This window comes from Aequorivita marina (assembly GCF_031631895.2).
In the GTDB taxonomy this organism is placed as follows: Bacteria; Bacteroidota; Bacteroidia; order Flavobacteriales; family Flavobacteriaceae; genus Aequorivita; species Aequorivita marina.
Window position 1 is genome coordinate 1 of sequence record NZ_JAVMBW020000021.1, and the last position, 21,898, is coordinate 21,898.

At 38.0% G+C, this 21,898-nt stretch carries 18 protein-coding genes and 1 pseudogene; 12 read left to right on the forward strand and 7 right to left on the reverse strand.

Annotated elements, in window-relative coordinates:
• The first annotated feature begins 49 nt into the window (after positions 1-49).
• Both QPK98_RS15215 and QPK98_RS15220 read left to right on the forward strand, forming a co-directional pair.
• Positions 50-2,149, forward strand: coding sequence for a trypsin-like serine peptidase (locus QPK98_RS15215; protein ID WP_310994327.1), 2,100 nt, complete (start codon positions 50-52; stop codon positions 2,147-2,149).
• 11 nt (positions 2,150-2,160) lie between these two features.
• Entirely contained in the window at positions 2,161-2,619 is a 459-nt protein-coding gene (locus tag QPK98_RS15220) for an META domain-containing protein (RefSeq protein WP_310994328.1), read from the forward strand.
• Between the two features lie 128 nt (positions 2,620-2,747).
• On the opposite strand, the pseudogene QPK98_RS15225 reads toward QPK98_RS15220, so the two are convergent.
• Positions 2,748-2,891 (reverse strand): annotated as a pseudogene (locus QPK98_RS15225) (tRNA dihydrouridine synthase DusB); the annotation flags it as partial.
• Positions 2,892-3,041: 150 nt separating this feature from the next.
• Here QPK98_RS15225 and QPK98_RS15230 point away from each other — a divergent pair.
• Together QPK98_RS15230 and QPK98_RS15235 are read left to right on the forward strand one after the other, a co-directional pair.
• Complete coding sequence (locus QPK98_RS15230) at positions 3,042-3,671, forward strand: DUF4097 family beta strand repeat-containing protein (RefSeq protein ID WP_310994329.1); 630 nt, start codon at positions 3,042-3,044, stop codon at positions 3,669-3,671.
• 125 nt (positions 3,672-3,796) lie between these two features.
• On the forward strand, positions 3,797-4,396 hold the full coding sequence (locus QPK98_RS15235; RefSeq protein WP_310994330.1) for a lipoprotein signal peptidase: 600 nt from the start codon (positions 3,797-3,799) through the stop codon (positions 4,394-4,396).
• Positions 4,397-4,431: 35 nt separating this feature from the next.
• Here the strand turns inward: QPK98_RS15235 and QPK98_RS15240 are convergent, their stop codons facing one another.
• The 6 genes from QPK98_RS15240 to QPK98_RS15265 all read right to left on the reverse strand — a co-directional run bounded on the left by QPK98_RS15240 (position 4,432) and on the right by QPK98_RS15265 (position 9,130).
• Positions 4,432-4,857 (reverse strand): DUF2752 domain-containing protein, encoded by a 426-nt coding sequence (locus QPK98_RS15240; RefSeq protein ID WP_310994331.1) that lies wholly within the window; start codon positions 4,855-4,857, stop codon positions 4,432-4,434.
• Positions 4,829-5,158, reverse strand: a complete 330-nt coding sequence (locus QPK98_RS15245; protein ID WP_310994344.1) for a CD225/dispanin family protein — start codon at positions 5,156-5,158, stop codon at positions 4,829-4,831. Before QPK98_RS15245 ends, QPK98_RS15240 begins: the two co-directional genes overlap by 29 nt.
• Before the next feature lie 440 nt (positions 5,159-5,598).
• On the reverse strand, positions 5,599-6,177 hold the full coding sequence (locus QPK98_RS15250; RefSeq protein WP_310994332.1) for a 5-formyltetrahydrofolate cyclo-ligase: 579 nt from the start codon (positions 6,175-6,177) through the stop codon (positions 5,599-5,601).
• Positions 6,178-6,385: 208 nt separating this feature from the next.
• Positions 6,386-6,841, reverse strand: a complete 456-nt coding sequence (locus tag QPK98_RS15255; protein WP_310994333.1) for a DUF4168 domain-containing protein — start codon at positions 6,839-6,841, stop codon at positions 6,386-6,388.
• Positions 6,842-7,072: 231 nt separating this feature from the next.
• Positions 7,073-8,050: a succinylglutamate desuccinylase/aspartoacylase family protein gene (locus tag QPK98_RS15260; RefSeq protein ID WP_310994334.1), complete on the reverse strand. Its 978-nt coding sequence runs from the start codon at positions 8,048-8,050 to the stop codon at positions 7,073-7,075.
• Positions 8,051-8,254: 204 nt separating this feature from the next.
• Positions 8,255-9,130 carry a RimK family alpha-L-glutamate ligase gene (locus QPK98_RS15265; protein WP_310994335.1) on the reverse strand — a complete coding sequence of 292 codons (876 nt, stop codon included), beginning with the start codon at positions 9,128-9,130 and terminating at the stop codon, positions 8,255-8,257.
• Between the two features lie 132 nt (positions 9,131-9,262).
• Between QPK98_RS15265 and uvrC the strand changes: the two genes are divergently transcribed.
• From uvrC to QPK98_RS15305, 8 genes are all read left to right on the forward strand, one after another.
• The gene (gene uvrC / locus QPK98_RS15270) at positions 9,263-11,062 is read left to right on the forward strand and encodes an excinuclease ABC subunit UvrC (protein WP_310994336.1); all 1,800 of its coding nucleotides are present in this window, start codon (positions 9,263-9,265) and stop codon (positions 11,060-11,062) included.
• 103 nt (positions 11,063-11,165) lie between these two features.
• Positions 11,166-13,397 carry a patatin-like phospholipase family protein gene (locus QPK98_RS15275; protein ID WP_310994337.1) on the forward strand — a complete coding sequence of 744 codons (2,232 nt, stop codon included), beginning with the start codon at positions 11,166-11,168 and terminating at the stop codon, positions 13,395-13,397.
• 157 nt (positions 13,398-13,554) lie between these two features.
• On the forward strand, positions 13,555-14,718 hold the full coding sequence (locus QPK98_RS15280; protein WP_310994338.1) for a homogentisate 1,2-dioxygenase: 1,164 nt from the start codon (positions 13,555-13,557) through the stop codon (positions 14,716-14,718).
• A gap of 245 nt (positions 14,719-14,963) precedes the next feature.
• Positions 14,964-16,124, forward strand: a complete 1,161-nt coding sequence (gene hppD, locus QPK98_RS15285) for a 4-hydroxyphenylpyruvate dioxygenase (RefSeq protein ID WP_310994339.1) — start codon at positions 14,964-14,966, stop codon at positions 16,122-16,124.
• 105 nt (positions 16,125-16,229) lie between these two features.
• Entirely contained in the window at positions 16,230-17,003 is a 774-nt protein-coding gene (locus QPK98_RS15290) for a DUF3108 domain-containing protein (RefSeq protein ID WP_310994340.1), read from the forward strand.
• A 37-nt stretch (positions 17,004-17,040) separates the two neighbouring features.
• On the forward strand, positions 17,041-18,264 hold the full coding sequence (locus QPK98_RS15295) for a peptidoglycan DD-metalloendopeptidase family protein (RefSeq protein WP_310994341.1): 1,224 nt from the start codon (positions 17,041-17,043) through the stop codon (positions 18,262-18,264).
• A 189-nt stretch (positions 18,265-18,453) separates the two neighbouring features.
• Complete coding sequence (locus QPK98_RS15300) at positions 18,454-21,075, forward strand: TonB-dependent receptor (RefSeq protein WP_310994342.1); 2,622 nt, start codon at positions 18,454-18,456, stop codon at positions 21,073-21,075.
• Positions 21,076-21,174: 99 nt separating this feature from the next.
• Positions 21,175-21,615: a hypothetical protein gene (locus QPK98_RS15305; protein ID WP_310994343.1), complete on the forward strand. Its 441-nt coding sequence runs from the start codon at positions 21,175-21,177 to the stop codon at positions 21,613-21,615.
• The last annotated feature ends 283 nt before the right edge of the window (positions 21,616-21,898 follow it).

The window sequence follows — 21,898 nt, forward strand, 5'->3', positions numbered from 1 at the left end:
CCCCCCTCACTCGTTTTTGAGAAAATGGCTTTTTGTTTTTTTATTAATAATGACCAATCTTTTGTTTGCTCAAAAAAGTGTAATCGCTACCCCGAAAAGCGTAGTATTTAATTTAAGTGACCAAGCCGTGGTAAATGCCACCGAGAAATCATTACCTGAATTAAATCTTAATGCTATCATCGCCCAAGATATTTTGGATGAACAAAATGGATTACCTCCAAGATTTGGTATTCCCATCGATGTAAATTACGATTTAAGGAATGCGGGAGTTTGGACTATACTGCCCAATAACGACAGAATCTGGCGGTTAAAGATTACGTGCCCGGATGCTGTTTCAATAAATTTACTTTATGATCAATTTTGGTTGCCAGAAGGTGCAAAACTTCATTTATACACCCAAGACAAAACCCAAATGTTGGGCGCGTTTACCTCAGAAAACAATAGAGGAACAATGAATGATCCAGGTAAATTCACTACTGGACTTTTGTTTGATGAAGATATAATCTTAGAGCTTTATGAGCCAAAAAATGTTGACGATTTAACAGTTATCTCTGTGGATAAGATAGTACATGGATATAAAGAGCTGACCCAGTTGATGGCAAGCACGGGATATGGACAATCGGGATCTTGTCAGGTTAATGTAAATTGTCCTGAAGGCCAAAACTGGCAGGATGAAAAAAAAGGGGTTTCCATGATTTTGGTCAATGGATTTAGAGTGTGTACTGGCTCCCTTGTAAATAATACGGCAATGGACCTTAAGCCCTATTTTTTAACCGCAGACCATTGTATAGGAAGCTTGGACGCAACTGGAGATACCGACGCTTCATATTATTCGTTTTATTGGAATTATGAAAGCAATAGCTGTAGCAATTCTTCTAACTATATACCAAGCTCAACCTCTGGGGCAACGCTTAAATCGAACAACTCATACTCTGATTTTGCACTTTTTGAACTTACTGAATCGCCTTTAAACAGTAATATTGACGTTTATTATAATGGTTGGGACAGAACGAGTACACCAGGTCAAGGGGGTGTGGGCATTCATCATCCCAGTGGGGATTTTAAGAAAATCGCTACCCATAATATGATTCCTATAGCAGGTCAAGTATATAATTCTAATTCACATTGGAGGATAAATTGGGTTCAAACTCAAAGTGGCTACTCAGTAACAGAAGGAGGTTCCTCAGGTTCACCACTGTTTACAAATAGTAAGAGATTAATAGGTCAATTGCACGGAGGTAGTAACAATGATTGTAGTAATCCAGCCAACGATCCAGGGGAATATGGAAAATTTAGTGTTTCTTGGGATGCCAGCAGCCCCCAACGTAGATTAAAGGATTGGTTAGACCCCAATAATCTGAACCCCCAATTTATTGACGGACTTGATGTTATTGAAATTACGGCCCAGCAGAATTTGGTCTGTGCAAATAATGGTACAGTATTTACCATTCAAAATGCTTCGCCTCCATATAGTTGGACATCATCTTCCAATATTATAATTAACTCCCCAACCAATGGCAGTTCAGTAACGGTTCAAGCAAATAATGTTAATACACGTGCCCCTGGTTTTGTTCAAGTTACCCATGGTACTGGAAGTGAGACTATAAACGTGTGGGTAGGCAAACCTAAATTTTCTGTTTTGTTGACACCTGATATCAGTCTCCCAGAAAAATTCGTGTATGTTGATTTGATTAATAACAATTATTCTCCCAACAACCAAGAAATAGCGACTGCCAATTGGCAAAAAACAGGGGGGAATGGCAATCTACACGCATTTAGTATGTTTGACGGAATGGGTTTTGGGCCTACGCATACTACTTGGAATGTTGATGTAAGTGTTGGTCTTACAAATATCTGTGGCACAACCACAACCCAGTTCGTTATTACCCCTCCGGCCCCGCCATTAGAAAGTGTGGTTCCTATTCCAAATGCCACGGATGAACAATTTTCATTAGATTTTTCTACTTTACCGATAGATACTTATTATATTGTGGTTTATGACCACTATTCAAACATCCATTATTCGGGAGAAAGCTCTAACACCGAAAAAACTATAGAAACTCTTAATATACCCGAAGGGTTATACATTGTACAAATACATGACTCACAAGGAAATATGAGCACAAAAAACTTGATGGTCGATCATTAAAAATAAATATTATGAAAAAAGCAATTTTATATTTAATAGTCTTTACCTCAATATTGGGCTGTAGCTCTGACAAAAGTATTTCACAAAATGATAGGTTATTTGGGGAATGGAAGCTAATGAAATTTATAAGTTCAGATGGAACCGTGCTTACGGCAAACGATTTTGAAAACTCCAAAGACATTACGATAGAGTTTAATACTGATTTCAATTATATGGGCGAAACAGGTTACAATGATTTCTTTGGAAGCTACTCGCTAAATATGGGGAAGGACACCAAGGATACATTAATTTTAAAGAAAGTACATAGGTCTGAAGCAAACGAATCAGGTTGGGGAAGTTTATTTTTTGATAAATTGAGGTTAAACTATGACCCCTCCACTCAGTATACAATTCTTTTTTATCAAGTACGCCCTACTGAATTAAGAATTTTTTATTCAGAGGATGATTATATGTATCTTGAAAAAAGATAGAGAGAATGAATGCCAATAATGTTTAAATAGCTTCACAGATAACCCATTTATTGCCACGGACAATTTTTTGATTGACGAAAGCCAAAAGAAGCTATAATTCCTGTCTTTACGTCAAGTGGAAAGGTAGGCCCATAAACCTCCAATGCGGCATCAAAAGCCGTAAAGACAGAAGCTGAGTCATAACTGGTTACCATTTTCATACGGTATTCCTTAAAGTTGGGAACGTTCTTAAAATAGTTAGTGTAATGGTGGCGGGTTTCAAAAATGCCTAACATTTAATTCTTTTCAAATAAGTATTAGAACTGGTAATGAGAACAAACAACCTGAACCGGGTACAGTAAACATTTATGATCAATTGCTTTAAATCAATCATAAAAATCTCTGGGCTATTTTGCTAGGTTTACGACCTTTGCGCTTTACTAATGTACAAAACATACCTCATAATTGGGTTTATCCTGTTCGGAAGTTATGCCTGCATGGCCCAAAAAGTTATTGAAAAAGAATTTTCTGCCGAAGGCTTACGAGGCTTATCCATTACCGACGATGCTATTTTCAGTATAAAGATTACTTCCTCAGCACGTAAAACCGTCAAGATAAAGCTTCATGTATCTGGTGAACATGCAGAAGCGATAATCATTGAAGAAAACCGCTCAAAAGGGAAACTTTCATTAAAAACGGGTGTAATGCCTTTTTTTGAGTTTGAAGACGATAAGCTCGCCGCCCATAAGGTAATGGCGATTGAAGTGAGCTTGCTGGTTCCCGAAACTATTTTCATAGAACTAAAATCGAGATTGGCTTCTTTGGAGACCCATGGAAAAATTGAAAATCTGGATATTTCTTTACAAAAAGGGAGCTGTAGGCTGTATAATTTCTTGGGCAATGCCCACCTTCGCACCCTAGATGGAAGTATTGAGGTGCAGGCACAAAGCAATGTTACTGGTCATGCATTTTCAAAAAATGGAACCGTGGAAAACACCCTTCCCAAGCAAGGCGTCTTTTATGTGGAAGCTGAAAGCGTCAATGGTACTATTTACATGCGGCAAACCAAATAATATTGCTATTTTTGCTTCCGCTCGCTGAAGCCTTGTGCGAAAGTGTGTCTGCATATTTTGAGCTTTAACGTGGCGATCCCCACATATTTTGAAGCCCAAGTAGCGAGAAAAAGTATAAATAATCTATGAGCCTAAAAAAAGCCACCATCATCATTATCCTGATTCTATTGATTGATCAGGTTTCCAAACTATATATCAAGACAAATTTTGTTTTGGGCGAAGAAATATATGTTTTTGACTGGTTCCGGATTCTCTTTGTGGAAAACGAAGGCATGGCTTGGGGCGCAAAAATTCCCGGCACCTACGGAAAACTGTTCCTTACCCTTTTTAGGATTGTGGCAATAGGCGGTATTGGGTATTGGCTTTGGGATTCGGTACGGAAAAACATGGCGCCAATTTTAGTTTTATGTATAGCATTGATCTTTGCCGGAGCCTTGGGCAATATTATAGACTCCGTGTTTTACGGCATTATTTTTAATGATAGCCATGGACAAGTGGCTACGCTATTTCCAGAGGCTGGAGGCTACGGCACGCTGTTTCACGGAAAGGTGGTAGATATGCTTTATTTTCCGTTATATGGCGGTACATTACCAGAGTGGATACCGTTTTGGGGCGGAGAGTATTTCACCTTTTTCGATCCCGTTTTTAATGTTGCCGATTCTTCTATCAGTATTGGGGTAATTCTGCTGCTAATTTTTAACAAGCAAGCATTTCCAAAGAAATAATTTCCGGAGTAACCATTTATAAGTCACTTTGTTTTTTACCCTGTTGGTGCCAGAAGATTAAAAGGATAAACAGGTAAATTACGAAGTATCCAATACAGAATGGCTATGCCAAAGTATCCAAAAATAAAGAGCTTGCTATAAAAGATCATAAACCGATACTGCGTATCAAAAATCCAATTGGCAATCGTTATTCCTAAGCCGTAAATTAATATGGGCAGGGTCAAAACCAGTAGCGGATTAAACCGAAAAGCTCCACTAATATCGCCGTGTAACAATAGGTGGATTGCTCTTTGCGAACCACATCCTGGACAGTAAAAACTCGTTGTGTAATAGATTGGGCAAGGCAAAAAAAAGTTTGTTGATGGATTGAAGGCGTAATACACCAAACCCAAACCCGCCATCAAGACAATAATTGCTCCTATTTTGATGAGTTTAGTAGCCTCCTCCCGCAAGTGCCCCACCAAAACCAATTACTAAAAAGAATACAACGTAGAGTATCCAGAAGGCCACTGCGGCTACTGCACCCCAAATTGCCCATTTTTTGGCATCGGCGGCAGCTTTTTGTGCGCCAGCAGTATCACCCAAAGCCCATAATTCCTTAACTTTTGTCGATTTTATAATGGAGACAATGCCCAATGGCAGGCAGCATAAAACAGTACATAATATTGCCCACACGAGGTTGTTATCTGGCGGAACGCCAATGGGTTGATTGGGTGTTGGCGTTCCTGTTGGTTGGTTGGTGTTTCCATATAGTTTTTTGATATAAGCCTATAAAGATAGGTTTTTATTTAGTAGTGTCCGATTAAAATTATTAAAACCTACTTGTTTCAATAATAGTACACTTTCAGGATGTTTAAAAAAAATTAAACCTTGCTTTTGAAATCCGAATTAAAAATAACCGTTTTTAAAGCATATGAAATGGGGGAAACTAAATTATCAGATAATTGCAATTCTAGTCGTACGTCTTTTCCGGACGTTACTGGTTTTTATTTAGTCGTGTCCGACTAAGATTTAAGACCGCTGCGCTGAAAGACATAAGACTTGCTTTTTAGTAGATTGAAAACTAGTTAAAATTGATTAAACATACTTTTTAATCGATAAATTTTGATGCTAAGTATAATAGCATGCTGTCATTAAATAAAAATATTCTAATTGCTTATTATCTTTGACTCAACAAATTTTCTCACTCTTTTAATCGGACGTTACTGGTTTTTATTTTTAAAATCGAATATCTGCGTTGGCGTTACACAAAAATCTAAGGGTACATCATTTGCGTTAAAAATCACTTCTGGTTCGGGCTCAAAGAAAGAAAGCCCTACGAATATTGCTCGCGGACTGCACTTTTCTAAAAACCGGTCATAAAAACCCTTACCATAGCCAATGCGATGTCCATTTTTACCATAAGCCAAAAGTGGTACAAAGACAACGTCTATTGTTTCTGGTGTAAGCTCAATGCCAGATACAGGTTCGGGGATACCGTATTTTGAATGTTTTAATACCGTGTTTTCCTGTAATAAAAAGTGTGTCATTTCACCGGTTGAAAATACAGCTTTGGAAACCGCTATACTTTTATCTTTTCCTTGCAAAATATGCATAATAAATTCTGTATCCACTTCCTTTTTTGAGGTAATGGGAAGAAAAATATGGTAATAGGTTTTTTCCCAAATAGGAAGTTTTAGTGCCTGGTTGGCAATTTGGAGGCTCATTTCGGCAATTTCATTTTCTGAAAGTGCTTCGCGAAGCTTTTTATATTTGCGCCTAAGTGAAAGTTTATCGGTCATTTTAAGAATTAAATTGGCTGTACGGATTGTGTTCTGAAGCCGAGCAAGCTTTGAACAAATATAACAATAGATCTATTTAATCAGCGCAAACGCAGGTTGATTGTGGGAAAGTAGCTGATTGATGTTTTTGCAAAACTTCTTGATAAATTTAAACATAAAAAAAGAGGTGCAAAAACACCTCTTTTATACTTTTAGCTGGACGTAATTATTATCCCTGATTTTTCATCAAAATAGCTTGCAAACGTTGTTGCAAAGCTTGGTCTTGTTGAATTTGTGCAGCCAGGGCCTCAAAACGTTCCATTGACAATCCTGTTGCGGCTATCTTTTCAGAAGCTTTTTTCTCTAATTCAGGTTGTAATTTCTCCATTTTTGCAATTGCATTTCCATGCATTTTCATTTCGGCAACTGTTGCATCTACTTCTTGGTTTGGATCCATTGAAGCTTGTTGGATGGTACTGAAACGCTGAACATCCATTCCTTCATCTTCAATAATCTTTACCATTTGCTGCTGTGCTTGTTGGTTTTGCATCTGCATTTCTTGGTAGGCATTTGCAAACTGTGTCAACTCGGCATCGCTAACGGTGGTTTCTTGGGCAAAAAGGCCAAAAGTTCCCATCATGGCAACAAATAAAAAGACACTTTTAATTTTTACTGATTTAAACATAGTTGTTTTTTAAAATTAATATCAAACTTGATTCACTGAACTATAAAAAATTAAATCAATTGAGACCTGTTGTCTGTTAATCAATTTTCAAATAATCCAGAAAAATTCAAATCTAAAGGCATCGATAAACACTGACAATTAAAAGGCTGTTATTAACGTTAAATTAATAGAATTTTATGATTTTAACGCTGTTATTTGTCAATAAGCACGTGCTATTTAATCTTTATAGCCCTATTTGCCTGTAGTGTTTGCGGTAGAAATATGAAAAATGGCATCGCCCTGGTTCACAATGGGCGATTGATTTACATTAATAATATACCCTTCATTGGGTGCTGTAACCTTAAATCGCATTTTGCCGTATGGATCGGTAATCGTTGCTAAAAATTCTCCCTTTTCTACGTGTTTATTGCAATCTATTTTTACATGAAGCAGACCACTGTTGTGTGCGCGTATCCATTTACTTTTATTGATGATAACCGTTTTTGCATTGGGTTCTGGAGCTATATGTTTTTCGCCTAACATATTTAGGTGTTTTAAAAAGCGCAAAATACCATCAACACCTTCTTTAGCTATATGTTTATTGCTTTCAAGGCTCTTGCCACCTTCAAAAAGAAGGGTTGGAGTATTCAATTTATCACAGGTTTTTCGGTACGATTTATTAAGCGTATTTGAATAAACGATAAAAGGTGCGTTAAAAACTTCGGCAAGTGCCAAAAGCTTAGCATCATCTGGCTTTATCCGTATTTGGGGTGCATTAAAACGGCTTGCACCTCCGGTGTGAAAGTCTAAACAAAAATCGGCATGGGGTAGTATTTTTTTGGTAAATTGATAGGCAACTCTACTTGCCAAAGAACCTGATTTGTAACCTGGAAAAACCCTGTTGAGGTCGCGACCGTCGGGAAAATATCGATCTCCGTTTAAAAATCCGAACACGTTGAGAATAGGAATACAGATAATGGTTCCGCGTTTGGGCTTGTTCAATTTTCGCGCAATGAGTTGCCGTACAATTTCAACCCCGTTTATTTCATCGCCATGAATTCCTGCTGTAATTAAAACCGTTGGTCCCGGAGTAATCGAACGCTCAATAATAATTGGGATTTCAACCTTGGTGCCAGTATAGAGCTTTGCAATGCTAAAATCTATGGTTCGGCTTTCTCCTAAAGCGATGCGTTCATTTAAAATTACAATATCCTTTTCTTCTTTTGTCATACTTATACGTTGGGGTTCTATATACCTGATAATTGTGTTTGCTAGATCAAGCCTGATTCTATGTTTAAAATCGAAATCGAAAACAGCGATTTATTCGTCTCAAAAATGTCGCTGGATTCAACCCTATTTACTGATTTCTGGCTACTGGCTACTGGCTACTGGCTACTGACTACTGATTTCTGACTACTGACTACTGAAACCTGATTACTTTTTTATATTCCGTTCAATAAACCCAATAACGCTTTTTGAAATATTCTTGCCCGAAGTAGTTTCAATGCCTTCTAATCCCGGTGTACTATTTACTTCTAATACCAATGGTCCGTTGTTGGATTCTAAGATGTCAACACCGCAAAACCCAAGGTTTAAGGCTCTAGCGGCTTTAATGGCAATTTTTTCGGCTGCTGAAGAAAGATCAATCGTTTCTGAAGTGCCTCCGCGATGCAAATTGCTTCGGAAGTCGCCCGCTTTACATTTGCGCTTCATGGCCGCAACAACTACGCCATCAACAACAATTGCTCTTATATCTGTTCCTTTTGATTCTTCTATATACTCTTGAAGTACAAACTGAGCCCGTGTTGCACGTAAGGTTTCAATGATTGCCAACGCATTTTGGGGGTTTTCGGTTAGCAGCACGCCTTCGCCATGTGTGCCTTCTAAAAGTTTGATGATAATTGGTTTGCCGCCAAAAGTTTTTACCTGTTCCTCATATTCAAAACTGGAAGCAAGAACAGTTCGTGGAAGAGGAATCTGGTTTTTTGCCAATATCTGAAAACACGTCCATTTATCACGGCTATTGCTTATACCTTCAGAAGAAGCCACCGTAAAAACACCCATTGCCTCAAAATGGCGTACTACTTTAGTGCCATGGTAGGTGTTTGAAGTGCCTATTCTGGGAATAACGGCGTGTAGATCGTCCACCAATTCATTTTGAAAATACAGCACGGCCTTGTTGTTTTCAACAGCTAGGTTGCAATAGGAAGGGTCTAAAACTTCCATAACGTGGTTTCGTGCATTTCCAGCCTTTAGCAGGCTTCTTGTGGAATAAAGCGTTTCTCCACGTGATAAAATGGCAATGTTCATAGTTGGTTGTTGATAACGCAATTTAATGAAAAAGACTTAGGTAGCTAAATTGATTAAAACATTTAGCCACAATTAACATATTGTCTGGCAAACCGCTTCCTATAAAATATACAAAGTCTTATCTTTGAACCTATGGCCGATGCTCCGTTAAAACTTCAAATTTCTACCCTTCCCAATTCTCCAGGTGTGTATCAATACTACGATAAGGACGGGAAGTTGCTCTATGTTGGGAAGGCTAAAAACTTAAAAAAACGAGTCTCGTCGTACTTCACCAAAAACTTTGATAATAACCGCACGCGACTGTTGGTAAAGAAGATTAAAACCGTAAAGCATATTGTAGTACAGACGGAAACTGATGCGCTTTTGCTGGAAAATAACCTGATAAAAAAATATCAGCCGCATTATAATGTGCTATTAAAAGACGATAAAAGCTACCCGTGGATCTGTATTAAAAACGAACGTTTTCCAAGGGTTTTTTCAACGCGACGAATGATTAAGGACGGCTCGGAGTACTTTGGCCCCTATACTAGTATGAAAACCGTACATACGCTTTTAGATTTAATAAAAGGCCTGTATCCGTTGCGCACTTGTAACTATGATCTTTCTGAAGAAAAAATTAAGGCGGGAAAGTATAAAGTTTGCTTAGAATATCATCTCGGAAATTGTTTGGGCCCTTGTGAAGGCTTATTTTCTGAAAAAGAATACCACGAAAATATTGAAGCCATCCGAAATATTGTAAAAGGAAATTTTAAAGATTCGCTTCATAAGTTTAAAAGCCAGATGAAACAGTTGGCTGCCGATTTAAAATTTGAAGATGCGCAGCGCGTAAAGGAAAAGATTGACATTTTAGAAAACTATCAAAGTAAATCGACCGTTGTAAATCCGAAAATCAACAATGTAGATGTATTTTCAATTATTTCTGATGAAGGCTATGGTTATGTAAACTTTCTACAACTTTCGCACGGAGCGATTATCCGTTCGCATACTTTAGAAATAAAGAAAAAACTGGATGAAACCGACGCCGAATTGCTTCAACTGGCCATTGTTGAATTGCGGCAACGTTTCAATTCGCTTTCCAAAGAAATTTATACCCCTTTTAAAGTGGAAGTGGGAGAGGAGCTGAAGTTACACGTACCTAAGCTGGGCGATAAAAAAGCAATTTTAGACCTTTCTGAGCGGAATGCAAAATATTTCCGCATGGAGAAGTTTAAACAAGCAAAGATTGTAGATCCGGCACGGCACGAAAAACGCATTATGGCACAGATGAAGAAAGACCTTCGTCTTAGTGAAGAACCGCGGCATATTGAGTGCTTTGATAACAGTAATATTCAAGGCACAAATCCGGTGGCGGCTTGTGTGGTATTTAAAAACGGAAAACCAAGCAAGAAAGATTATCGTAAATTCAATATAAAAACAGTAGAAGGTCCAGATGACTTTGCCTCTATGGAAGAAGTTGTGTACCGCCGCTATAAAAGATTGCTTGATGAGGAGCAACCATTGCCCCAGCTTATCATCATAGATGGAGGGAAGGGGCAGCTTTCGTCCTCATTAAAAAGTTTGGATAAGCTGAACTTACGCGGTAAAATAGCCATTATTGGTATTGCCAAGCGTTTGGAAGAGTTGTTTTACCCGGACGACCCAATTCCTTTGTATTTAGACAAGAAAAGTGAGACCTTAAAGATCATCCAGCAATTGCGAAATGAGGCGCATCGCTTTGGAATAACTTTTCATCGTAGCAAGCGCAGTAAGCAAGCTTTAAATACCGAGCTTGAGTCTATTCCTGGGATTGGCGAAAAAACAATAGTTGCCTTATTGAAGCGTTTTAAAAGCACCAAACGTATTGGAGATGCTAGCTTTGAGGAGCTTTCAGAAGTTGTGGGTGCCAGCCGTGCCAAGAAATTGAAAGCGCATTTTCAAAAAGTTAACGACTAACCTGCAAGGCGTTGTTTTCATATTGCCATAGTGAAAAACAAAACCTCTTTGTAGGTTTAATTTAAAATAAGTATAAAAATTAAAGACCTGAGAATTAATAACAATGAAAAAATCACTTTTCATACTTTTTCTACTACTTTCAAGTTTTTCCTTTTCGCAAGAAAAGCAAGAGGATTTAAAAGTGGGTCTTGTGCTCAGCGGTGGTGGCGCAAAAGGCTTGGCGCATATAGGTGCTTTGCAGGTAATAGAAGATGCTGGTATTCGTATTGATTATATTGGCGGTACGAGCATGGGAGCAATTATAGGAGCACTTTACGCTTCGGGGTATTCCGCAAAACAGTTGGACAGTATTTTCAACAAAACCGATTTTAGTAGTTTAATACAGGATGAGATTCCGCGTGGCTCAAAAACATTTTATGAAAAACAGGAAGCCGAAAAGTATGCGCTAATCCTTCCGTTTGACAATTTTAAAATCGGTTTTCCTTCCGGGCTCTCGAAAGGCCAGAATGTTTACAACCTAATTTCTAAACTTACCGCCCACGTTAGCGATGTTTCAGATTTTAGTAAATTGCCAATTCCGTTTTTTTGCATTGCTACCGATGTAGAAACTGGAAAAGAGGTTATATTAGATAGCGGATATCTTCCCCGAGCCGTTACCGCAAGTGGTGCCTTGCCTTCCCTTTTTAGCCCTGTGGTGATTAAAGACCAAGTTTTAATTGATGGCGGCGTTGTCAATAATTATCCAATAAGTGAGGTTAAGGACAAAGGGATGGACCTTGTAATAGGCATAGATGTACAGGACAGTTTAAAAACCCGCGATAAATTGAACTCGGCTTTTGCTGTTTTGGTGCAGATAAACAACTATCACATGATAAGTGATATGAAGGAAAAAAGGAAGGTAACAGATGTTTACATCCATCCCGATATCAAAGATTTTACAGTGGTTTCTTTTAGTGAGGGAGAGGATATTGTAGCATCTGGTGTTGCCGAAGCAACAGCATACCTAGACCAACTTGAAAATATTGCTTCAAAGCAAAAGCCATCTAAAAAGAAGGAAGTTGAGTTTGAAACCCGAGATACCATACAAATAAAAGAAGTGCGGATTGAAGGGAATGAGAAATACACCCGGTCTTATGTTATGGGGAAATTGAAACTGCGAACCCCAGATAAGGTGAGCTACAAACATTTTAACGAAGGCATTAACAATTTATCTGCAACGGGAAATTTTCAAGATATTAACTACAAGTTCTTTGAAGATGAAAATAATGAAAACACCCTGCTCGTGCAGTTAAGGGAAAAAAACTCGTCAATGTCTCTTCGTTTTGCAGCACATTATGACGACCTTTTCCGAACTGCGGCCTTGGTAAATATTACAAAAAAAAGGTTGCTTACCAATAACGACATTGCTTCCTTAGATCTTATTGCGGGAGATAATCTTCGCTATAATTTTGAATATTATATAGACAAGGGCTTCTATTGGAGTGTTGGATTTAATTCAAAATATCATTTTTTTGATGCCGATGTGCCCTTGAGTTTCATCGGTGCCGATTTAACATCAGATCTTTCCCTACCAATAAATAAACTGAGCATAAAATATAGCGATTTTACCAACCAACTTTACTTTCAAACCCTATTTCAGCGAACTTTTGTTTTTGGGATAGGGGCAGAGCATAAATACCTGCGTTACTTATCTGAAACCATAGGCACCGACTCTAATAATTTACCGCGTACCGTTTTTGAAAGTACAAACTACTACAGTGCCTATGGGTTTTTGAAATATGATAGCTACGACAATAGTTTTTTTCCAAAAAGCGGAGTTTATTTTTCTGGCGACTTTCATTGGTACTTATTGGCAGAAGGTAGAAATAAAGATTTTGAACCTTTTTCGGTAGCTAAGGCTAAAATGGGGTATGCTTTTAAGGTTTACGATAAAATTTCAGCCCATATAACTACAGAAGGTGGTTTTAAATTAGGAGGGCCGGAAACTACTTCGTTAGACTTTGCACTTGGCGGGTATGGTTTTAAGGAAATGAATAATATTATTCCGTTTTTGGGTTATGAAGCAATCTCGGTTCGCGGTAACACCTACCTAAAATCTACCGTTACCATTGACTATGAAATATTCAGAAAAAACCATTTGAATATTGGGGCAAATATTGCTAATGTGGGTAATGATCTTTTTGAAAATGAAAAATGGATAGACGGGGTAGATTATTCGGCTTTTTCATTGGGTTACGGGCTGGAAACCATTTTAGGGCCTATGGAAATTAAGTATGCTTATTCTCCCGAACTTGACAGTGGAGAATGGTATGTGGCGCTGGGATATAGGTTTTAGCATAATCTTGAAGGTTTAGCTCCAATATTTTTCCGATATTTGTAGGGAAGAGCAATTGAGATTGTTGACTATTAGGTTATTAGGGAGGTAATAGTAAGTCCTGAGTACCAGATGGCCAACAAAAGAAGAGTTCTGTAACCTTAATACTTTTAAAAAAATGCCTTTTTACCATAAACTGGGCAAAATTCCGCCCAAACGCCACACGCAATTCCGAAAACCAGATGGGAGTCTTTATTCCGAAGAACTATTCGGTACCGTTGGTTTTGATGGAATGTATAGTAACATCTATCACGAACACAGACCCACCCAAGTAAAAGAGATCAAGAAACAGTACAATGTTGCGCCCAAGATTGCCCGTGCTAATAATATTGAGTCGCTTAAACTTAAGGGTTTTGACGTAAAGCCAGAAAAAGATTACCTAGATAGCAGAAAAACGGTGCTTACCAATAGCGATTGCAGTATTATTCTTTCCGCACCACAGGAGTCGCAAAAAGAATACTTTTATAAAAATACCGATGCCGATGAACTCATTTTTATTCATAAAGGTTCCGGAAAGCTGCGTACTTTTTTAGGCAATCTAGACTTTAAATACGGCGATTACCTGTTGGTTCCGCGGGGTGTTATTTACAAAATGGATTTTGATACGGAAGACAATCGGCTTTTTATTGTTGAATCGCGAAACCCTATTTATACCCCAAAACGATATAGAAATTGGTTTGGACAGCTGTTAGAACATTCGCCATATTGTGAGCGTGACATTCGCAAGCCTGAAGCATTAGAAACCCATGACGAAAAAGGAGAGTTTTTGGTTAAAGTAAAAAAACAGGATGAGGTTTTTGAAATGATATATGCCACGCACCCTTTTGATGTTGTGGGCTATGACGGGTATAATTTTCCGTATGCGTTCTCCATTCACGATTTTGAACCAATTACTGGTCGCATTCACCAACCGCCACCAGTGCATCAAACCTTTGAAACCAACGGAATGGTAGTTTGCAGTTTTGTGCCTAGGTTATATGACTATCATCCAGACAGCATTCCCGCACCATACAATCATAGTAATATTGATAGCGATGAGGTGCTTTATTATGTAGATGGCGATTTTATGAGCCGAAATGATATTGCAGCCGGGCAAATAACCTTGCATCCGGCAGGTATTGTTCACGGGCCACATCCTGGAGCAGCAGAAAGAAGTATTGGTAAAACCGAAACCGAAGAATTAGCGGTTATGGTAGATACGTTTAAGCCTTTGCAGGTTACCGAAGATGGTTTAAAACTCTCAGATGGAACATATTATCAAAGTTGGCTTGAAAAAGAGTAGCCAGTAGCCAGTTGCAGTTGGTAGTAAAGTAAAAACTACGCTTTGCATGCTTTATGATAATTGTTTAAAAATACTTAAAATCAACCGCGCTGTAATTTTAGGTTTTATTGGAAGCTGTTATAAATATTACATTTGAAGTTGTTAGGAACTTAAAGGCCTACATTAAAAAGATTAAATGAAGATATTCTTATTGAAAATCTTCTAAAATAATAAGTAAGAAATATAATTTTTAGAAAAACTAAACTATGAGCAAAGAAGTAAAGTCGGTCGAGTATGGACTGGAAAAAATTTTTGAAGGTGCAGAAGATTTTCTGCCTCTATTAGGAACAGATTATGTAGAATTTTATGTGGGTAACGCAAAACAAAGCGCACATTTCTATAAAACTGCATTTGGGTTTCAATCCTTTGCGTATAAAGGCTTAGAAACTGGATCTCGAGACCATGTAAGCTATGTGCTGAAACAGGACAAAATTAAGCTTGTGCTAACCACGCCGCTAAATAGTAAATCGCCCATTAACGACCATATTGTTAAACATGGTGATGGCGTAAAGGTAATTGCTCTTTGGGTGGACGATGCCAGAAGTGCCTTTGAAGAAACCACCAAGCGCGGTGCAAAACCTTATTTGGAGCCTACTGTTGAAAAAGATGAGCATGGCGAAGTTGTTAGAAGTGGAATCTACACCTATGGCGAGACTGTACACATGTTTGTAGAACGAAAAAATTATAAGGGAACGTTTTTACCAGGTTTCCGCGAGTGGAAAAGTGACTACAACCCATCGCCAACCGGGCTTAAATTTATTGACCACATGGTAGGTAATGTAGGTTGGAACCAAATGAACAAATGGGTAAAATGGTATGAAGATGTAATGGGCTTTGTAAACTTTTTATCTTTTGATGATAAACAAATCCATACGGAATACTCGGCATTGATGAGTAAGGTGATGAGCAATGGCAACGGCCGAATAAAATTCCCTATTAATGAACCTGCCAAAGGAATAAAAAAATCGCAGATAGAAGAATACCTAGATTTTTATGAAGATTCTGGTGTACAGCACTTAGCGCTTACAACAGACGATATTATTAAGACGGTGGCTCAATTAAAAGAACGTGGTATTGAATTTTTACCACCACCACCAAAAGCCTATTACGATGATATTCCACGTAGATTGGGTGATCACATGAAAATGATGAAGGAAGATATAGATGAGCTGCGCAAGCTTTCAATTATGATTGATGCCGATGAAGAAGGGTATTTGCTTCAAATTTTTACAAAACCCTTGGAAGATCGTCCAACCTTGTTTTTTGAAATTATTCAGCGCATGGGGGCAAAAGGTTTTGGAGCAGGAAACTTTAAGGCACTTTTTGAATCTATTGAGCGCGAGCAAGAACAAAGAGGAACTTTATAAATAGAGTAACAATAAGCAGACCCCATCGTCATTAGGAAGGTGGGGTTTCTTTTTTTGGAACGGAAGTTGTATTTCAAGTCCCAAAAACGTTTTAAGTCACAATCTATGAAGAAGCTACTCGCGCTTTTATTTATTATTGGTAATGTATTTTTTATCACTGCTCAGGAAAGAGCTTATGGCAGTGGTGAATTTTTTAAATTTCGGGTACACTATGGCTTTGTAACAGCAGGATATGCTACGCTTAAGGTGGAAGATGCCGCTATTGACGGAAAAGATGTTTTTCATGTACGTGGCTTCGGCGAAACCGTTGGCTTGTCTAAATGGTTCTTTAAGGTTGAAGATGATTACCAATCTTATATTGATAAGAAAAAGGATATTCCCTATCGTTTTATTCGAAAAATTGATGAAGGCGGCTACACCAAGGATATTCAAATAGACTTTAATCACTTCACCAATAAAGCCGTTGTAAACGATAAAAAGCACAATGAAACCAATGTATTCTCGTTTCCTAAAGAAACGCAGGATATGATTTCTGCTTTTTACTTTCTTCGGAATAGATTGGAAACCGAAAATATAAAAACGGGGGATATGGTAGAGATGAATATGTTTTTTGACAAAGAAAATTACAAATTCAGGTTAAAATTCCTTGGAAAAGAAATATTAGATACTAATTTTGGGCGCGTTCGCACGCTAGTGTTTAGACCGTATGTTCAATCTGGCCGTGTTTTTAAAGAGAAAGAAAGCTTAACGGTCTGGATAAGTGACGATAAGAATAAAATGCCCTTGCTTGTAAAGGCAAATTTGGCAGTAGGTTCGTTAAAAGCCACGCTAACCGAATTTAAAGGATTGCAGCATTCGTTTAAAATACTTGCCAATTAAATAGAAATAGAATTATTATACCGAAAACTCCCCACGATTGAAAAATTTAATTTTAACGGCTTTAGCGCTTACACTATTTACCGTAGCCTGTGAAACAAACAAAGACGATGTTCCCGAAATCAAAGAGGTTGTTGAGGCTCCTGTTGTTGAAAAATACGGCTATATTTTAGACGATTTTAATGTGGTACGGGATACCATCCGCTCTGGCGATACCTTTGGCGATATACTTATAGCCAACGGAGTTTCGCACGATAAAATAATGGAGGTTGCCACTAAATTCCGCGACAGCTTTAATGTGCGAAAAATTAGAGTAGGTAAACCTTATGTTTTACTCAACTCGAAAGACTCACTCAATACCACCCAGGTTTTTATTTATGAAACCAATAAGATTGATTATGCGGTAATCGATTTTCGCGATACCATTTCTATTTACAACAATCAAAAGCCTATTCGGTACGAAAATCGGGAAGCTTCGGGGGTTATTACCAGTTCGCTTTCTGCAACCATGGAAGAGCAAAACCTAAGCCCTAATATGACTGGCCAACTAGCAGATATCTATGCTTGGACCATCAACTTTTTTAAACTTCAGAAGGGAGATCGCTTTAAGGTTATTTATTCAGAGCGGTTTATAGATGATACGATACCGGCAGGGCTCCACGAAATAAAAGCCGTATATTTTGAGCACCACGGGAAACCGCTTTACGCTTTTAAGTTTAATTCAGATACCATAGAGAATATTTCGGGTTACTATGACGAGGAGGCCAATAATTTAAAAAGGGCCTTTTTAAAAGCACCCGTAAAATTTAGTCGAATATCTTCACGCTACAACTTAAACAGGCGTATAAAATATTACGGTTATAAACTGCGTCCGCACAAAGGAACTGATTTTGCTGCCCCACGCGGGACCCCTATTTTGGCGACTGCCGATGGCGTAGTGACAAAGTCTGAGTATCGTGGCGGAAATGGAAATTATGTAAAAATAAGGCATAACGGCACTTATGAAACTCAGTACCTGCACATGAAGGCTAGAAAAGTAAAAGTTGGCGAGTACGTAATGCAGGGCGATGTTATTGGGTGGATAGGAATGACGGGAAATACCAGTGGTCCGCATGTGTGCTATCGTTTTTGGAAAAACGGAAAACAAGTAGATCCTTTTTTGGAAGAAACTCCGTTTTCAGAGCCGCTTCCTGAAGCACTACACGAACAATATTTTGCGGGTTTATTGCCTCTAAAGGAGGAATTAGACTGCATTGCATTTTAATTTTTTTAACTTCATTATAACATGTTAATAACCTTGTTATTAACTAAAGCGTGAGTTTACAGGAACTTAAGGTTTAAATTTTATCTTTGGAAGTGACAAGCATTCTTAATGATTTCTTAATCAATTTTGTTGGTTTGTAATCTATTAAGATTGTATTTTTGCCGAAAATTTAAACTTAAACTCAAACTCATGAGAAAACTATTACTTCTTGTTTTTTTACTTGGCGGTTTTACCGCTTTTTCGCAAGGAAAGGTTACGGGAACTGTAATCGATTCTGAAACTAACACTCCATTGGCAGGTGCCAATGTAGTTGAAACCGGTACCACAAATGGTGCCATTGCTGATTTTGATGGAAACTTCATTTTGGAAACTTCATCTAATTCAGGTACAATTACTATTTCCTACATAGGCTTTACTGTTGAAAACGTAGCTTTTAATGTAGTGAATGGAACTGCAAATCTAGGTAATGTTAAAATTACTCCAGATTCTGACGCACTTGAAGAGGTGGTTATTGTAGGAAGAGGTATTATAGATTTGGCCAGAGATCGCCAAACTCCTATTGCCGTTTCAACAATTACTTCAGCTCAAATTCAAGAAAAAGCAATAGGTAACGTAGAATTTCCTGAGGCAATAAAAAGTACGCCTAGTGTGTATGTTGCCAATCAAGCAGGAGGTTTTGGAGACTCCGAAATGTTCTTACGTGGTTTTGACCAAACAAACACTGCATTCCTTTTAAATGGACAGCCCATAAACGGAATGGAAGATGGTAAAATGTACTGGTCTAACTGGTCTGGAATGTCTGATGTTGCAAACGCTATTCAGGTTCAACGTGGTTTGGGTTCATCTAAGCTAGCTATCTCTTCAGTTGGAGGTACAGTAAATATTGTATCGCGTGCCGCTGGAAGAAAAGAAGGTGGTTTTGCACGTTTTATGACGGGTAATGATAGTTACTTAAAAGGAACAATTAGTTATGACTCTGGACTTCAAGGAAAATGGGCTTACTCATTTTTGTTAGATCACTGGCAAGGACACAGAAAGTACTCTGATGGTACTGCTGGGCAAGGTCAAAACTATTTTATAGGGATAGGTTTTGTTCCTAATGACACGCACTCGTTTAACTTCTTATTAACGGGAGCACCGCAATGGCACGATCAAAACTTTTCTAATGATCTAGAAACCTATGCGCGTTACGGAAAAAGATACAATAGCAACACCGGTTTTTATAATGGTGAAAGATATACTTTTAGAAGAAACTATTACCACAAGCCAATTGCTAACCTAAACTGGGATTGGAACATTACCGATAAAACAAACCTTTCTTCTGTGCTATACGCCTCATGGGGTCGTGGTGGAGGAACTGGACCATTGGGAAGTTCAAGAAATATTATTAGAGATAGACACGGCGAGATAGATTTTGACGCTATTGAAGATAACAACATTGCTGGTGCCGACAATGGTATTGGTAGCTACGGAGGTGGTCAAATGGTTAGAAGAATGTCAGTTAACAATCATAACTGGTATGGCTTCCTTTCTAATCTTGAAAGCGACATCAGCGATAACTTTACAGTAAACGTAGGGGTTGATGCTAGATTTTACAGAGGTACACACTTCCGCCAATTAAACGACTTAATGGGTCTTGAAGGCTTTAATGATAACTTTGGATATGACGGCGTAAGAGGTGATGACTATGTGTTGAGCGAAACCTTTGAAGCTAATCCATGGGCAGCCTTGTTTAGCGCTGCAGACGAGGAACAACGTTACTCTTATGACTATAGCGAGAACATTAACTATATAGGTGGTTTTGGACAAGCTGAATACAAAATAGATAACTTCTCTGCTTTTGTGCAAGGAGCTGTTTCTACACAGAGCTACCAAAGAGAAGGTCGTGCTCCAGGTAAAGAAATTGAAGGCGTTGATGGACTTGGAAAGTCTGAAAAAATTAGCAAATTTGGCTACAACATTAAAGGGGGTATGGGATATTCTTTTATAGAAAACAATACCATCTTTGCAAATGCAGGATACTATTCAAGACAACCATTCTTGGATAACGTTTTTGATGATGTTAGAAACTCAAACTACATACTTGATGGTGATAACGAAGTAGAGAATGAAGAGATTTTAGGTGTAGAAGTTGGATATAGACTACGTTCAGGAAGCTTTAGCTTAGATCTAAATGCTTACTATACTTCTTGGGGTAACAGATTTTTACAAGGAAGTTTTATTGAAGGAGATCCATCTTCTTCAAACCCAATTGAGCAAGTTGATCGTTACCAAAGATTTACTGACATTACCCAAGTTCATAAAGGATTTGAGTTTGAAGGAAAATATAGATACTCAAGTGACTTTATGATTAGAGCCTTTGGTAGTATTGGTAACTGGAAATACGACGGAGAAACACCTTTCCAAACAAGAGATAGTGAAACCAATTCAGTACTTGAAGAGGGCGTTGTGCCACTTTCTGGGACCAAAGTTGGTAATGCACCGCAGACTTCTTTCGGTTTTGGCTTTAAATACAATGTTGTTGGGGGTCTTAGTGTAGATGCTGATTATAATATCTATACAGATTTATACGGGTTTGTTGATGCTAAAGACGCGTTAACGCCAGGATATCAGCCAGAGCGTTTACCTGCGTATAGCTTGTTAGATGCTGGTATTACTTATAAATTTGATTTTGGAGGTAATAACTTTACCGTTAGAGCAAACGTTTATAACGCTACAAACGAAATGTACTTAAGTCAGAAAAATGCTTACGGTGAGTTTTACTACGGTAACGGTAGAACTTGGAACGCAAGTGTTCGTTACGACTTCTAATTACTATTATTTTATATAGAAAAATGCTCCAACTATTGGGGCATTTTTTTTGTTTTATAAAGCTTATCTTTGAAGCACTTTTAAAAAATAAAAAATATTATGGCTAACACGTTACAGTTTATTCACTCATATTGGGCTTATTTAGTACTCTTGATAGTTGTGCTTGCAACCCTTAATGCCCTTGCTGGTTTTTTCTCTAAAAGAGAATATGGCGCTAAAGATTTTAGAATCTCGCTCTTCGCGTTAATTGTGGTTCACATTCAATTTTTAATTGGGCTTATACTTTATTTTGTTTCCCCTCTTGGCTTGCAGAATATTACCAATAACGGAATGGGCGTAGTGATGAAGGATTCTACATTTCGCCTCTATGCTGTTGAGCATCCGTTTGTAATGATTCTAACAGCAATTTTTATAACTATAGGATATTCAAAACATAAGAAAAAACTGCTTTCTAATAAGAAATTTAAGACCTTGTCTATTTTTTATACTATCGCATTAATATTGATGTTGAGTAGAATTCCTTGGGGGCAGTGGTTCTAAATTAACAATAAGTTTATTCATAATGGTGGGCTTTGGTATAATCTGAAGCTTACCATTTTTGTTTTGCTATTATTCTGAAACCAATCCTGTCCTAAATATTTAACCTGTTCATTTTTTCCATTGATGATTCCGATAGCTATCGGAACGAACCAAACCCCGATAGCCATCGGGGCTAGGCTTACGAAATCTTCTCTAAATTTTTTGTTCGTCCCCTAAATTTTAGGAACTCGCCTTTAAATCCATTGCTTTGATGATTATCTTTGCTGGCTCAAACAGCCTAAAA

Excerpts from the sequence above, each read along its gene's own strand:
- QPK98_RS15215 (WP_310994327.1), top strand. The coding sequence starts at position 50 with ATGACCAATCTTTTGTTTGCTCAAAAAAGTGTAATCGCTACCCCGAAA.
- QPK98_RS15220 (WP_310994328.1), top strand. The coding sequence starts at position 2,161 with ATGAAAAAAGCAATTTTATATTTAATAGTCTTTACCTCAATATTGGGC.
- QPK98_RS15230 (WP_310994329.1), top strand. The coding sequence starts at position 3,042 with ATGTACAAAACATACCTCATAATTGGGTTTATCCTGTTCGGAAGTTAT.
- QPK98_RS15235 (WP_310994330.1), top strand. The coding sequence starts at position 3,797 with ATGAGCCTAAAAAAAGCCACCATCATCATTATCCTGATTCTATTGATT.
- QPK98_RS15250 (WP_310994332.1), bottom strand. The coding sequence starts at position 6,177 with ATGACCGATAAACTTTCACTTAGGCGCAAATATAAAAAGCTTCGCGAA.
- QPK98_RS15255 (WP_310994333.1), bottom strand. The coding sequence starts at position 6,841 with ATGTTTAAATCAGTAAAAATTAAAAGTGTCTTTTTATTTGTTGCCATG.
- QPK98_RS15260 (WP_310994334.1), bottom strand. The coding sequence starts at position 8,050 with ATGACAAAAGAAGAAAAGGATATTGTAATTTTAAATGAACGCATCGCT.
- QPK98_RS15265 (WP_310994335.1), bottom strand. The coding sequence starts at position 9,130 with ATGAACATTGCCATTTTATCACGTGGAGAAACGCTTTATTCCACAAGA.
- uvrC (WP_310994336.1), top strand. The coding sequence starts at position 9,263 with ATGGCCGATGCTCCGTTAAAACTTCAAATTTCTACCCTTCCCAATTCT.
- QPK98_RS15275 (WP_310994337.1), top strand. The coding sequence starts at position 11,166 with ATGAAAAAATCACTTTTCATACTTTTTCTACTACTTTCAAGTTTTTCC.
- QPK98_RS15280 (WP_310994338.1), top strand. The coding sequence starts at position 13,555 with ATGCCTTTTTACCATAAACTGGGCAAAATTCCGCCCAAACGCCACACG.
- hppD (WP_310994339.1), top strand. The coding sequence starts at position 14,964 with ATGAGCAAAGAAGTAAAGTCGGTCGAGTATGGACTGGAAAAAATTTTT.
- QPK98_RS15290 (WP_310994340.1), top strand. The coding sequence starts at position 16,230 with ATGAAGAAGCTACTCGCGCTTTTATTTATTATTGGTAATGTATTTTTT.
- QPK98_RS15300 (WP_310994342.1), top strand. The coding sequence starts at position 18,454 with ATGAGAAAACTATTACTTCTTGTTTTTTTACTTGGCGGTTTTACCGCT.
- QPK98_RS15305 (WP_310994343.1), top strand. The coding sequence starts at position 21,175 with ATGGCTAACACGTTACAGTTTATTCACTCATATTGGGCTTATTTAGTA.